Here is a 14,211-nt window from a genome sequence, read left to right on the forward strand (position 1 = left end):
GCTCCAGCCTGGGCGCGGGCACGGGCTCCCCCGCCGCCGCGCGGCGCGTCACCACGCCGCGTTGCAAGCCGGCCCAGGACCAGCGCGGCTCCGCGCCGTCCGGCTTAACGCTGGCCAGCAGCGGCGCCTGGGCCGCCAGCCGTCGCCGCCGTCCCCTGGCCAGGCCTTGCAGCGCCCGCCATTCTCCGCCCTCCTCCGTCAAAGACAGCACGCCGGGCAAGAGCGGACGGTCCAGGCCTTCGGCCAATAGATAGGGCAGCAGCGCCGACGCCTCGCCGCCGCCGGAGCGTTCGCCGCACAGAATCAGTTCGAAATCGCCCAGCGCGGCGATCAGCGCCGGCGTCGGGTCGCTGTCCGCCGGCGGCTGCAACACGGCGATGGCCGCCGCGCCCTGGGCCAGGTAGTCGGCCAGCGCCTCCTTGTCCGCGTCCCCGGCGTGCAAGACGACGAAGGCTCGGCCCAGCCGGCGCGCCAGCGCCAGCGCCGCCAGATCGCCCGGACCGGCGCAGGGCCGCCCGCTGACCGGATGCGGCGCCGGGGCCACCAGCACCGCCGTTTTCGCCGCCGTTCCGGCGGAAAGCGCCGTCTCGCTCATGGTCCGACCTCCTTGTTCTCAAGCTCCAGCAAGGCCTGCAAGGCCTGAATGAAGGACTGGCAGTCGTCGATCACGCTCAGGTCCGCGCGCTTGACCATGGGCGCGGCCGCGTCCAGATTGACCGCGATCACATGGCGGCAGGCCTTGATGCCTTGCAGGTGCTGCACCGCGCCGGAAATGCCCAGCGCCAGATAGGCGCTGGCCTGCACGCTGCGGCCGGTGGCGCCCACTTGCTGGTCGCGGCGGAAACGCCCGTCGTCCACCGCCACCCGCGAGGCGCCCACCGCCGCGCCCATGGATTCCGCCAGCCGCAGGAAGGCCGGCACGTCGCTGACCCCATTGCCGGCGGCCAGGATCAGGTCCGCCTCTTCCAGCGCCAGTTGCGAGGCCGGGCTGGCGACGCCGCCCAGGTCCCGCACCCGCTCCTCCGCCGCCTCCGGCGCGCAAGCCTGCCGCAGCCCGCGCCCGACGAAGGGCAGGCGGACATCGGCCACGCCGCGCGCGAGCAAGAGCGCCTGGGCGCGCGGGTGCACGCTGAAGCCCGCGCCCGGCCGGCGGCGGCGCACGCCGTCAGCGGCGATTTCCACCACGTCGGTCAGCACCGACAGGCGCTCGCGGCAGGCGAAGCGCCGGCCCAGGTCGGCGTCCTCGCCGCGGTCGGCGAACAGCACATGGCGCGGCTGCTCCCGCCGCCACAGCCGCCGCAACAAGGCCAGCTTGGCTTCCGGCGCAAAGCCCGGATCGGCCGGCGTCAAGACGCGGTCCAAGGCCAGTTCCGCCAGTTCGGCGTCGGCGCAGCCTTCCATGCCGAACAAGACCGCCAGCACCTCCTCGCGCGGGCCGGCCAGCAGGGCAGCGGCGGCGATGGCCTCGCGCGCCGCCTCGTCCAGCTGACCGCGCTCGGCGTGCGCCACCACCAACAGCCGTCCATCGAACGGCCCGGCGCTGCGCAGCGGCTTGAGCTTGGCCGCGCTCGCCGGCGGCGCGTCGCGCAGGCCGCCATTCTCGCCCAGCACGATGCGCTTGAGCCCGTCCGGCGAGCGCACCCAGGGCCGGCGCGGGTCCACCCGCGGCGCGGTCTGCTTCATCGTCATGCCTCCTCCTTCGCCAGCCGGCCTTGCGCCGCCGCGCGCCGCGCATCGCCCCGCTCTTGCCCGGCCTCCGGGCCGGTCTCCAGACGCTCCGCCACCAGTTCCGCCAATTCCACCACCTCCGCCCGCGCGCCGCTGACGCCTTCCAGCATCGCGGTGCAGTTGGGGCAAGCCACCGCGACGCGGCCGGCGCCGGCGGCGCGGACGTCGTCCATGCGCATGTCCGGAATCCGGCGCGGCCCGGGCACGTCGGTAAAGGCCGCCCCGCCGCCCCAGCCGCAGCAGCGAGCGTCGCGGCCGGAGCGGCTCATCTCCACCACCTGGATGCCGATGCCGGCCAGCACGCGGCGCGGCGCGCCGTAGCCCTCGTTGTAGCGGCCCAGATAACAGGGGTCGTGATAGCTCAGCGGCTCGGCCGAGTCGCGGGAGCGCACGCGGATCGCCCGCGTCTCCAGCAGTTGGTCCAGCAGCCGGCTGTGATGCCAGACTTCGTAATGTCCGCCCAGCGCCGGGTACTCATTGGCCAGGCAATGAAAAACATGCGGGTCCGGCGTGACGATGCGGGTGAAGCGATAACGGCCCAGCGTGGCGATATTGGCCAGCGCCAGCCGCTGAAAACCCGCCTCGTCGCCCAGGCGGCGCGCCAGGTCGCCGCAGTCGCGCTCGGCTTCGCCCAGCGCCGCCACGCGCAGGCCGGCGGCCTTGAGCACGGTCAGCAAGGCGCGCAAGGCGCGCTGATAGCGCATGTCGAAAGCGCCCTCGCCCGCCAGCAACAGCCAATCGACGGACTCGCCCTCCCGCAGCAGCGGCAGGTCCAGGTCCGCCGCCCAGTGGTAGCGCGCGCGCAGCGGATGGCCGCCGACGGTGTCGGTATGGCGCAGATTGGCCAGCGCCGCCGCGCCCTTGCCCGGCAGTTCGCCCCGCGTCAGGGTCTGATGCCGGCGCAGATCGATCACCGCGTCGACGTGCTCGATCAGCATCGGGCAGTTTTCCACGCAGGCGCGGCAGGTGGTGCAGGACCACAAGGTGTCCGCCGCCAACGCGCCGCCGACGATGTCCCGGTCCGCGCTCGCGGCCGCGGCCGCCGGCCGGCCCGGATGCGGGCTGCCGGCGTAGGCCGGACCGCCGCCGCCCATGGACGCCACCAGGTCCTGGATCAGACGCTTGGGATTGAGCGGCTGGCCGGCGGCGAAGGCCGGACAGGCGGCTTCGCATTTGCCGCATTGCACGCAGGCGTCGAAGGACAGCAGCCGGTTCCAGGCGAAATCGGCCGCCCGCGCCGCGCCCAGCTCGCCGGCGGCCAGGTTCAAGGGCTTCAGATCGGCGGACTTGCCGGCAAAGCGCTCGGCGCGCGGATGGAAGGCCAGGTGCAGCAAACCGGCCACCGCGTGCTTCATCGGCCGGCCCAGGCCTATGCCCAGGGCCAGCTCCGCGCCGCCCAAGGCCAGCAGCGACAGCGCGACGGCGGCCAGCCCTTGCCCGGCGGCGCTCAGCCAGACCTCGCCGCCGGCCAGGGCCGCCGCCAGCAGCGCGCCCAGCGCGAAACAGGCCAGCCGCGCCGGCAGCCGCTGCCATTCTCCCAACGACAGCCGGGCCGGCGGCGCGCGGCGACGCGCGCGCATCAAGGCCGCGCCGATCAGCATCAGAACGGCCGACGCCGCCAGCAGCAGGTCCAGCCAGCGCTGATGCAGCAGCAGGCCGTAATTGAGCGCGATCAGCAGCAGCGCCGCCGTCCCGCCGCCGGCCGCCGCCACATGGGCGCGCGCCGCGGCCGGATCGCGGGCCACCACGCGGTGCAGGTCCACGAAGTAACGCTTGGGCGCGGCCAGCAGGCCGCGCCAGGACGCCGGCGCGGCGCGGCCCCGCCGCCACAGCCGCGCGCGCCGGAGCAGCCCGGCGCTCAGCAGCAGCGCGCCCAACCAGAACAGGCCGCTGAGGAGATAGGGAAAACTCATGTCAGAAATCCTTGGCCAGCCGCAGCGCGTCGTAGAGCGCGCCGTGGATGTTGTGCATGGAGACGCAGTCGCCGACGCGGAACAGCAGGAATTCCCCGGCCGCCAGCGGCCAGTCCAGACAGGGCTGCGGCTCGGCGGCGAACAGCGCCCGCACATCGGTCTGGCCGCGGTTGCGCGACAAGGGCTTCAGTTGCCCGTACAGGGCGTCGTCCGGCAGCACGCCGTTGTCTATCACCACCTGGTCCACCGCCCGCTCTTCCAGCGCTTCGGTGTATTCGTTGCGCAGCACGGCGATTTTCTTGTCGCCTTCGGCGTAAACCGCCTCCAGCCAGACATTGGGGGTGGGGATGATGCCTTGGGCGTACAGACGGCGGTAGAAGATGGGAAAGGTGGTGCCGCCGGTGTCGTCGCCCACCTTCACGTCCGGCGTGACGATTTCCACCGTGCTGCCGCGGCTGGCCAGATAGTCGGCGACGCCGAAGCCGGCGTGGGTGCTCAGCGCGTCGTAGACCAGCACGTTGCGGGCCGGCTCCACCTGGCCGGACAGGATGTCCCAGCTGCTGACGGCCAGCCCCTCCGCCACGCCCCAGGCCGGCACCTGGCCGGTGTGCGGCCGGCCGCCGGTGGCCAGCACCACGATATCCGGCCGCTCGTCCATGATCATGGAGCGGTCCGCCGCCGCGCCCAGCCGGCGGTCCACGCCCAGGCGCTGGGTTTCCATGTCCAGCCAGCGCACGATGCCGGCCATTTGTTCGCGCTGCGGCGCGCGCGCCGCCAGCAGGATCTGACCGCCCACCTGCGGCTGCCGCTCGAACAGCACCACCTCGTGGCCGCGCTCGCGCGCCACCCGCGCCGCCTCCAGCCCGGCCGGCCCGGCGCCCACCACCGCCACCCGGCGCGGCCGCGCTGCCCGGGAGATCAGATGGGGCATGGTGGACTCGCGGCTGGTGGCGGCGTTCTGGATGCACAGCACGTCCTGGCCGTAGTACTGGCGGTCTATGCAGTAATTGGCGCCCACGCACTGGCGGATCTGGTCTTCCTTGCCGTCCCGGATCTTGATCACCAGATGCGGATCGGCCATGTGGGCGCGGGTCATGCCCACCATGTCCACCATGCCGGCGGCCAGGATGCGCTCCGCCTGCACCGGGTCGCGTATGCTCTGCGCGTGCATCACCGGCACCTTGGACACCGATTTGATGCCGGCGGCCAGATGCACGAAAGGCTCGGGCGGCAGCGCCATCGGCGGCATGCAGTTGGCCAGGCTGTTGTGGGTGTCCGCGCCGGAGCCTATCACCGACAGGTAGTCGATCAGGCCGGTTTCGGACATGGCGGCGGCAATCTCCTTGAGCATGTCGTGGCTGAGGCCGTCTTCGTGGAATTCGTCGCCGCTCATTCTCAGGCCGACGCAGAAGTCCGCGCCCACCTCGGCGCGCACCGCCTGCAGCACCTCCATGCCGAAGCGCAGCCGGTTGTCCAGGCTGCCGCCCCATTCGTCCTCGCGCTGATTGGTGCGCGGGCTCCAGAACTGGTCGATCAGGTGCTGGTGGGCGGCGGCGATCTCGATGCCGTCCAGGCCGGCGGCCTTGACCCGCCGCGCCGCCAGCGCGAAATCCGCGATCACGCGATGGATGTCCTCCGTCTCCATGATCTTGGCGTTGCCGCGGTGCACCGGCTCGCGCACGCCGGAGGGGCTGAGCAGATGCGGCCAGTGTTCGCCTTGATAGCTGGAGCGCCGCCCCATGTGGGTGGCCTGGATCATGATCTTGGCGCCGTGGCGGTGCATGGCTTCCGCCAGCCGCGCCAGCGGCTCTATCACCGCGTCGCTGGCCAGGTTCACCGATTTCCACCAGCCCTGCGGGCTGTCGATGGACACCGGGCTGGAACCGCCGCAAATCGCCAGCGCCAGGCCGCCCTTGGCTTTTTCTTCGTAGTAGCGGATGTAGCGCTCGCCCGGCAGGCCGCCGGCTTCGGCGTAGACCTCGGCGTGGGCGGTGCTGACGATGCGGTTGCGCAAGGTCAGCCGGTTCAGGGTGATGGGTTCGAACAAATGCGGGTAAGACATGGCCGGCTCCTAAGGGTCTGTTGACGTATGTTTTCCCCGCCGCGCTGACCGAGAAAAGTGCGCTCTACAAGGCGAAGGGCGCAGGCCTTGGCAAACCAAGGCCAAGCCTGACAACGCCGTAGAGGAGGCGTTCCTCGGTCAGCCCTCCGGGTTCGTCCCCAGCAGGTGCCTCGCTTTGTCGGCCGCCGCATCCGGCTGGGGACGAACGCAGCGGTAAAACATACGTCAACAGACCCTGACTACAAGGGATGGACCGTGAACGCGCAGTACGGCGCGCCCTGCCCGGCGCACTGGCTTTCGCGGCAGACGGTGCGGTAGTCGCGCCCCAGGCTTTCCCCCACCCAGTCCATCGCGCCGGCGAACCAGCCGGCAAACAAATAGCAGGCCATGTGCTCGCTTTGCGGCGCGCCGGCCTCGCCCTGGGCCAGCACGAAACAGGAGTGGTCCAGCCGGATCTGGGCGTTGCCGCTGGCCACGTCGGCCTCCAAAAAGCGGAAGCAGCCCCAGCCGCGCAGGGACAGCCGGCTCAGGTAGTGCTCGAACACGGCCAGGCCGGCCAGGCCGTGGGTGGCCGCCTCGCTGGCGCACCAGAAGTGGGCGGAGCGATGGCCGGCCTGATAGAGCGCGTCCGCGTACTGGTAACGGCCCAGCGCCGCCTCCATGGCCAGGTGGTTGTTGATGAAGAAATGACGCGGCACGTACAACATGGGCAGGCCGTTGGTGCGCCAGACGCCGCTGTCGGGGTCCACGTCGATGGGAAGTTGCGGTTGCATGCCGTTCTCCTGAGAGCCTGTTCAAGGTCTGCTGCGCTTCGTCGGACATGGCGTGGTGAGTACGGCTTCAGAATGCCCATATGCCGCATGACCCTTCCGCTTCCTCAGCGGTTTTCGCCTTGTCTCGCCCTTGCTCGCCAGACGGTGAACCGGCTCTGAGCAAGTCGGGCGCAGCCCGTCATTGCCGGCATCTTGCCGCAGGCCATTCCGGGCCGGAGCCGTCGGCGCGACCGGTTTTTGCCCATTGCCGACACCGCGCGGCGCGGGCGCAAAAAAGGCGGACCACGGTCCGCCAAGGGGAGGCATGACATTGAACGCGCAGTGGTTCAGGGCGCCCACTCCGCCACCCGCTCCGGATGGGCCCGAATCCAGGAGGCCGCCGCCGCCGCGGGTTTGGCGCCGGTTTCCACCGCCAGCATCAGCGGGCCGATCTCTTCCGGCCGCCAGCGGAAGCGCTGCAGGAAGGCCAGCACCCGCGGCGCCTTGGCGCTCAGGCCGGGATGGGCCACATTGTTGACGTGCTCGGCCTCGCCGAACACTTTTTGCGGGTCGTCGAGAAAACGCAGCTTCCATTTGGCGAACATCCAGTGCGGCACCCAGCCGGTCACCACGATGGGCTTGCGGGCGTTGATCGCACGCGCCAGTTCCGCCGTCATGCCCGGCCCGGAACTGGGCATCAGCGTCAAATTCAACCGGTAGGCCTTGATCGCCGCCTCGGTCTTTTGCATCACCCCGGCGCCGGCGTCTATGCCGACGATGCGCCCCTGATACGCCGCGCGCTCGGCGTTGAGATCGCCTATGGCGCGGGCGGCCACATAGTCCGGCACCACCAGGCCGATGCGGGCGTCGGCGTAATTGGGCCCCAGGTCCAGCACCTTGTCCTTGAACTGCCGGTAATACGCGCCCTGGGTCACCGGCAGCCAGGCCGACAGCGTGGCGTCCAGATCGCCGCGCGCCACGCCCTGCCACATGATGCCGGCGGCCACCGGCATCAGCTCCACCGGGTGGCCCAGCCGGCCGCGAATGATCTGGGCCGCCACCTGGGTGGTGACCACGCTGTCCGCCCAGCCTTCGACGTAGCCGATCTTGATGAGCGGTTTGCCGGGCGTGGCCTCGGCCGCGTGGGCCGGCACGCACAAGAGCAGCAGTAGGATGCAACACCATTGCCTCAACATATTCGTTTCCTCCCTTAAGACCCGCTAAGCCAACCCCCGACCCTGCGTTGCGCCTGCTGGTACTGCCTGCGTCGGCGCGCCTTGGTCCAGCGTCTCTACGAGGTTTTGTTAGCGGCGCTAAAGCGGTTCAAGGTCTGATACAAGCTTGCCAGCGGCGTGAGAATGCCCATGCGCCCCATTCCGCGTCTTCCAGCGCTTATTGAATCTGCTCCGGCTTCACCACCAGCCAGTTGCGGTCCGCCGTCGCCGGCTGGCCCAGCTTGCGCTGCTGCCTGGCCGCTTCCCGGCTCCAGCTGCGGATCCGATCCCAATAACCCGCTTTGCGATCTACCCAGAGCCGCAAGCCGCCCTTGGCCGTGTCGGTGCCGTTCAGCAGCATGTAGCCATCGGACTGCGGCGTGTCGCCGGCCACCAGCACCGGCTTGCGCCATTGGTCTATCCAGCCCAGGATGGTCCCGGCCTTGCCCTCGTACCAGGTCATCGGGTTCATCAGATAGGGGGTCAGTTCCAGGTCCAGATTGCGTTCCGGCTCATAGCCGCCGCGCTTGATCTGCAAACGCGAGGTGGTCAGCGCGCCGTTCGTTCGGTCTTTCAGCAGCAGGTTGACGCCCAGCACGTTCTGCGGCGGCGCCCGGTAGCCGTAGCGCGGATCGCTGGCCACCATGCGCACCAGTTCTTCGCTGGCCGCGGTCATCACGTAGACGGCGATGCCGTTCTCCTGCAGCTTGGCGTACAGCTCGACCATGCCGGTGAACACGCGCGGCGCCGGCACGCTGCCCTCCACCGGCTTGCCCTGATGGAAATACCTGACCGGCACCGGGGCGCCGCTGGCCATCAGCGCGTCCACCTGGGTCTTGAGTTGGCGCAGCGTCAGTCCGGAAAACACCTGCGCCGCCCAGGGGTAGCAGATCAGTTCGTCTATCTCGCACAGCCGCAGATAGTAGCTGTACAGGCTTTCCGGCCGGTCCGGCTCGTCGCGGAAGGGGATCAGCTTCAAGGACGGGTCCAGCCGCTCGCGGCTCAGCAAGCCCTTGGCCTCCATATAAGGCAGCAGCGCTTCTTCCAGATCATAGCGATAGCTGGTGTTGTCCATGTCGAACACCGCGTATTCGCCCTTATGGGCATTGGCCTTGATCATGGCGTTCAGCCGTTCCGCGATCTTGGGCGGCCAGTGCTTCAGCTCGGTCTCCGCCGCCGCCGGCTGGGTCCAAAGCGCGGCCGACAACAGCAAAGCCCCCAATACTTTAACTTGCTTCATAAGTCCTCCTGAATGTGCTTCGGATGCGGCGGGCCCGCCTTGGAACCTGTTCAAAGTCTGCTGCGCTTCAGCGATACGGCGTTGAAAACCAGCTCAAAATGCTCATGTACCACGTGTACATTCCGCTTTTTCGCTTGTTTTCGCCTTGTCTCGCCCTTGCTCGCGAGACTTTGAACGGCTCTTAAGAAATACCCATGCGCCGCTTGCGCGCGAGGAGGCTCAACGCGGGATCAGGGCCGTGGCCGGGGGGCTAAGCCCCCCATACCTCGCCGAACACCCGCAACCAATTCTCGCCCAGCACTTTGCGGATCTTGCGCTCAGGCCAGCCGGCCCGCAGCATCGCCGCGGTCAGATTGGGCGTTTCGCCTATGGTGCGAATGCCTTCCGGGTTGAGGATGGTGCCGAAATCGGTCAGCCGGCGATACCGGCCTTTGTCGTGGGTGATCCAGTCGAAGAAGCCCTGATCGTAGCCCTGGGTGAAGTCGGTGCCGTAGCCAACGCAGTCTTCGCCCACCAGCGCGATCACGTAATCCATCGCTTCCACGTAGTCGTCCACGGTGGCTTCGATGCCGCGGCGCAGAAAGGGCGGAAACATGGTGACGCCGATGAAGCCGCCGTGATCGGCGATGAAGCGCAGCTCCTCGTCGCTCTTGTTGCGCGGATGCGGCTTGAGGCCCGAGGGCAGGCAATGGGAGTAACAGACCGGCTTTTTCGATTCCAGAACGGCTTCGCGCGAAGTCAGGCCGCCCACATGGGACAGGTCCACCATGATGCCGACGCGGTTCATTTCCACAATGACTTCGCGGCCGAAGCCAGACAGGCCGCCGTCGCGTTCGTAACAGCCGGTGCCGATCAGGTTTTGCGTGTTGTAGCACAGCTGCACCACGCGCACGCCCATGTCGGCGAAGGCTTCGACGGATTCCAGCCTGTCCTCGAAGGCATGGGCGTTCTGAAAACCCAGGATGACGCCGGTGCGGCCCTCCGCCTTGGCGCGGCGGATATCCTCGACGCCGCGCACCAGGGTCAAGAGATCGCCGTGCTCGCGGATCAGCCCTTTCATCTCGGCGATATTGTTCACGGTGTCCTGAAAGCCCTCCCACACCGACACGGTGCAATTGGCGGCGCTCAAGCCGCCGCGGCGCATGTCCTCGAACACCGGCCGCGCCCATTTGGCGATGATCAGTCCGTCTATCACCAGCGCGTCTGCGTGCAAATCCATTGCCATCTCCTTCTAGCTTCTTGTCCACGCCTCGGTCCAACTATCCCGCCGCAGCGCCGCGGACTTTGAATAATTTTTTAAGAACTCTCGCTCAGGACCGCCGCCGGCGCCAACTGCGCCAATTGCGCCCACAGCGGATGGCCGGCGTCTTCCGGCAGCTCGCACACCGCGAAGCCGTAAGGCCGCGCCGCGCGCCGCAACAGCAGCCAGACGTAGTCGGCAAAGCTGCGGCGGCACACCACGAACACACCGTCGCCGTCCAGGCGCAGCACTTGAACCGCCGCCTTGCCCAGCAAGGTGCCGACGCCCTGGCCGGGACGCAGCGCTTCGAAATCGTAGCCGCCCAGATGGCGCAGCACGGCCAGGTGCGGCTCGCCGCACAGGTAGACGGCGGTGAAGCCGCCGCTGACGTCCAGCGCCTGGGCGAACAAGCGCTGCTCGGCAAAGCCCCGCTCCAATGCCGGCAGCCAGCCGGCCAGGCGCTGGCGGCGGCTGATCAGCAGCCATTCGTCCGGCGACAGCCACAGCAGCGCGCCGCCCTCCCCCTGGCTCAAGGTCTTGGGCCGGCGCGGCGGCTCCAGCCCGGTGATCCGCGCCGTCAGCTCGAAAAACCCGGCCTCGGCACCGTCGCCGCGCAGCAGCGCGTAGCCCAGATTGGGCGCTTCATTGCCCCAGACGCGGCCGTCGGCGCGGCGCGCTTCGGCCGCTTCCGGCAAATCCAGATGCCGCAAGGGCGATTCCAGCACAGGCTTGAATGTGGATTCAGACATGCTGACGCTCTCCTTCCTTGTCGACGAAGACCGCGGACGCCACCCGCGCCGGCGCGCTATGGCCCTGCCACCACACGTGCACGGTGTCGCCTTCGCGGCGGACGCCGTCCTTCAACACCGCCATGGCGATGGAGCGGCCCAGGCATTCGCTGTGGTAGCTGGAGGTGACATGGCCCTGCATCGCCGCCGGCGCGGCGTCCTTGCCGTCGTTGAGGATTTGCGCGCCTTCCGGCAACACCAGCCGCGGGTCCTCCGTCAGCAGGCCCACCAACTGTTTGCGGCCCGCGCCGGCGGTGTCGGCGCGCAGCAAGGAGCGGCGGCCGAGGAAGCTGAACGGCTTTTTCATGCCCACCGCCCAGCCCATGGCCAGATCGTTGGGGCTCATCGAGCCGTCGCTGTCCTGGCCGACGATGATGAAGCCCTTCTCGGCGCGCAAGACGTGCATGGCCTCGGTGCCGTAGGGCGTGATGCCGAACTCGGCCCCGGCCCGCATCGCCTCCTCCCACAGATAACGGCCGTAGCCGGCGTCCACATTGATCTCGTAAGCCAGTTCGCCGGAGAAGCTGATGCGGAACACCCGCGCCGGCACGCCGGCCACGGTGCCGACGCGGCCCTCCATGAACCGGAAGGCCTGAGGGTCGAGATCAATATCCGTGCACAGCTTGCGCAGCACCTCCCGGCTTTGCGGGCCCACCAGCGCCGTGGTGGCCCAGTGATCGGTGATGGAGCTGAAGCGCACCTTGAGTTCCGGCCATTCGGTCTGGTGCCAGCGCTCCAGCCAGCTGTAAACCCGGGCCGCGCCGCCGGTGGTGGTGGTCATGTGGAAATGGTCGTCCGCCAGGCAGGCGGTGACGCCGTCGTCCATCACCATGCCGTTTTCGTCCAGCATCAGCCCATAGCGGCATTTGCCCGGCTCCAGCTTGCTCCAGGCGTTGCTGTAGACGCGGCCCAGAAACTCGCGCGCGTCCGGGCCGCGCACATCGATCTTGCCCAGGGTGGAGGCGTCCATCACCGCCACCCCCTGGCGGGCGGCGCGGCATTCGCGGCGCACCGCCGCGTGCAGGTCCTCGCCCGGCCGCGGGAAATACCAGGGCCGCAGCCACTGCCCCACCAGCTCGTATTCGGCCCCGCGCGCGGTATGGCTGTCGTGCATGGCGGTGTAGCGGCGCGGGTCGAAAGTTTCTCCGACATGGACGCCGGCCAGCGCGCCGAAGCTGACCGGGGTGTAGGCCGGCCGGTAGGTGGTGGTGCCCACCTCGGCGATGGGCTTGCCCAGCGCCTCGGCGGCGATGGCGAAGCCGTTGACGTTGGACAGCTTGCCCTGATCGGTGCCGAAGCCCAGCGCGGTGTAGCGCTTGACGTGCTCGATGGAGCGGTAGTTTTCGCGCACCGCCAGATGGATGTCGGCGGCGGCCACGTCGTTCTGGAAATCGACGAAGGCCTTGGCGCCGACGCCTTCGCGCCGCCCGTCCGGCAAGCGGAAGATTTCACGCGGCGCGGCCACCTCCTCCGCCTCCACCCGCGGCGCGGCGCCCAGACCGCGCTGGCTTCCCCAGCCAAGCTGGGCCAGCATGGCGGCATGGCATTGGGCCAGGGCCTCGCCCAGCTCCCAGCGCCCGGTGACCGCGCCCACGCAGACGACGCCGGGCCGGCCCGCGTCCGGGCAAACGAAGGACAGACGGTCCGGACGCCACAGCGGACGGCCGCCGTTGTGGCAGAACAGATGCACGGTGGCGCTGAGCCCGCCGGAGGAGAGCACGCCGTCCAGCTCCAGCCGCGGCCCCTTGCCGGCCACGCTCCGGCCATCCGCGGCCAGCTTCACCAAGTCCGCGCCGCTGACGCCGGCGCCGCCGTTCACCCGGGCGATGCCGTAACCGGCCAGCAACTCCACGCCGGCATTCTGCGCGGCGCGGCTGCGCCAGGCCGCCGCGCCGGCTGGGCGAGCATCGGCCAGCGTCACCGCCGCCCCGGCCAAGGCCAGCTCCAGCGCCGCGTCGTAGGCGGCGTCGTTCTGGGTCTGCAGCAGCAGCCGGCGCCCCACCGCCACGCCGTAACGGTTCAAATAACTGTGGCCGGCGGCGGCAGTCATCACCCCGGGCAGATCGTTGTTGCCGAACACCAGCGGCCGTTCGATGGCGCCGCTGGCCAAGACCAGTTGGCCCGCGCGTATCTTGTGCAGGCGCTGGCGCGGCCGGGCCGGATCGCGCTCGGACGGCGGCAGGTGGTCCTGCAACAACTCCACCGCCAAGGCCAGATTGCCCTCATGCAAGGCGAAGACGGTGGCGCGCGGCAAGCGCTGGACATTGGGCAGCGCCGCCAGCTCCTGCAAGCGCTGCTGCGTCCATTCCATCGCCTCCAGGCCGTCGATGCGCAGCCGGCGCTCGCTCAGCAGCCAGCCGCCCATCTCCGCCTGTTCGTCCAGCAGCAGCGTTTTCAGGCCGGCGCGCCCCGCCAGCGTGGCCGCCCACAAGCCGGCCGCGCCGCCGCCCACCACCAGCAGGTCCACGTGGTGGTGCAGATGATCGTAATGCTCCGGGTCCGGCAGCCGCGGCGCTTGGCCGTAACCGGCGGCTTCGCGGATGCGGCGCTCGTAAAACGGCCAGGCCCCCGCCGGCTGCATGAAGGTCTTGTAATAAAAACCCGGCGGCATGAAACGCTCCAGCCGGCCCAGCGCGCCCTTGAGCCGCATGCCCCAGGACGCGTCCCCCAAGCCGCTGAAGGCCTGCAAGCCTTGGTACAGCTCCACCTGGGTGGCTTTGAGATCCGGCGTGCTCAAGGCGCCGCTTTCCAGCTGGATCAAGGCGTTGGGCTCTTCCGCGCCAAAACCGACGATGCCGCGCGGCCGGCCGTACTTGAAGCTGCGGCCCAATAGCCGCACGCCGTTGGCCAGCAGCGCCGAGGCCAGGGTGTCGCCGGCGAAGCCGTGATAGGCCGCGCGGTCCAGGGTGAAGACCAGCGGCCGATTGCGGTCGATGCGCTCGCCGGGACGATGGATGCGATAGCCGCTCACGCCTGATCCTCCTGCAAATAACGGGCCTTGCCCTCGGCCAGCGTCCAGCTGCCGGCGATCTCGTAGCTGACGGTGTGACGCCGGACGGCGAACACCTTGCGGCAGCCGGCGGCGTGCTGCCATTGCTCCCAATGCCAGCCGCGCGGGTTCTTGCGGCAGAACAGGTAATCGCCCCAGGCCTCGTCGTCCACCTGCTCCGGCGCCGCCGGGCGGACGATGAAGGCCTCCCCGGCGTAGTCGAACTCCTCCTCCTCCCGCGCCTCCCCGCAATGCGGGCAATGAATCAGCAGCATCGGCGTCTCC

10 protein-coding genes and 1 pseudogene are annotated in these 14,211 nt (G+C 69.3%); all 11 read right to left on the reverse strand.

The genetic code is table 11. The annotated features are described in order from the left end of the window. Positions 1 to 595, reverse strand: a pseudogene (locus tag ACODSD_RS15195) (hypothetical protein); the annotation flags it as partial. Beyond that, complete coding sequence (locus tag ACODSD_RS15200; RefSeq protein WP_488877706.1) at positions 592 to 1,689, reverse strand: electron transfer flavoprotein subunit alpha/FixB family protein; 1,098 nt, start codon at positions 1,687 to 1,689, stop codon at positions 592 to 594. The pseudogene ACODSD_RS15195 and the gene ACODSD_RS15200, both read right to left, overlap by 4 nt. Continuing rightward, complete coding sequence (locus tag ACODSD_RS15205; protein WP_488877707.1) at positions 1,686 to 3,641, reverse strand: DUF3483 domain-containing protein; 1,956 nt, start codon at positions 3,639 to 3,641, stop codon at positions 1,686 to 1,688. Before ACODSD_RS15205 ends, ACODSD_RS15200 begins: the two co-directional genes overlap by 4 nt. Before the next feature lies 1 nt (position 3,642). Beyond that, positions 3,643 to 5,703, reverse strand: a complete 2,061-nt coding sequence (locus ACODSD_RS15210; RefSeq protein WP_107799496.1) for an NADH:flavin oxidoreductase — start codon at positions 5,701 to 5,703, stop codon at positions 3,643 to 3,645. Positions 5,704 to 5,942: 239 nt separating this feature from the next. Then, positions 5,943 to 6,476, reverse strand: a complete 534-nt coding sequence (locus ACODSD_RS15215) for a DUF5943 domain-containing protein (RefSeq protein WP_488877708.1) — start codon at positions 6,474 to 6,476, stop codon at positions 5,943 to 5,945. A 326-nt stretch (positions 6,477 to 6,802) separates the two neighbouring features. Then, positions 6,803 to 7,651: a glycine betaine ABC transporter substrate-binding protein gene (locus tag ACODSD_RS15220; RefSeq protein WP_488877709.1), complete on the reverse strand. Its 849-nt coding sequence runs from the start codon at positions 7,649 to 7,651 to the stop codon at positions 6,803 to 6,805. 196 nt (positions 7,652 to 7,847) lie between these two features. After that, the gene (locus ACODSD_RS15225) at positions 7,848 to 8,909 is read right to left on the reverse strand and encodes an HAD family hydrolase (protein ID WP_227103783.1); all 1,062 of its coding nucleotides are present in this window, start codon (positions 8,907 to 8,909) and stop codon (positions 7,848 to 7,850) included. Positions 8,910 to 9,159: 250 nt separating this feature from the next. Next, positions 9,160 to 10,128 (reverse strand): dipeptidase, encoded by a 969-nt coding sequence (locus ACODSD_RS15230; protein WP_488877710.1) that lies wholly within the window; start codon positions 10,126 to 10,128, stop codon positions 9,160 to 9,162. Between the two features lie 77 nt (positions 10,129 to 10,205). Next, positions 10,206 to 10,898 carry a sarcosine oxidase subunit gamma gene (locus tag ACODSD_RS15235; protein ID WP_488877711.1) on the reverse strand — a complete coding sequence of 231 codons (693 nt, stop codon included), beginning with the start codon at positions 10,896 to 10,898 and terminating at the stop codon, positions 10,206 to 10,208. Further along, positions 10,891 to 13,908 (reverse strand): sarcosine oxidase subunit alpha family protein, encoded by a 3,018-nt coding sequence (locus tag ACODSD_RS15240; RefSeq protein ID WP_488877712.1) that lies wholly within the window; start codon positions 13,906 to 13,908, stop codon positions 10,891 to 10,893. Before ACODSD_RS15240 ends, ACODSD_RS15235 begins: the two co-directional genes overlap by 8 nt. Beyond that, positions 13,905 to 14,201 (reverse strand): sarcosine oxidase subunit delta, encoded by a 297-nt coding sequence (locus ACODSD_RS15245; protein ID WP_235089148.1) that lies wholly within the window; start codon positions 14,199 to 14,201, stop codon positions 13,905 to 13,907. The genes ACODSD_RS15240 and ACODSD_RS15245 overlap by 4 nt, the downstream gene beginning before the upstream one ends. Between the last annotated feature and the right edge of the window lie 10 nt (positions 14,202 to 14,211).

The organism is Chromobacterium sp. FG22 (assembly GCF_057809415.1).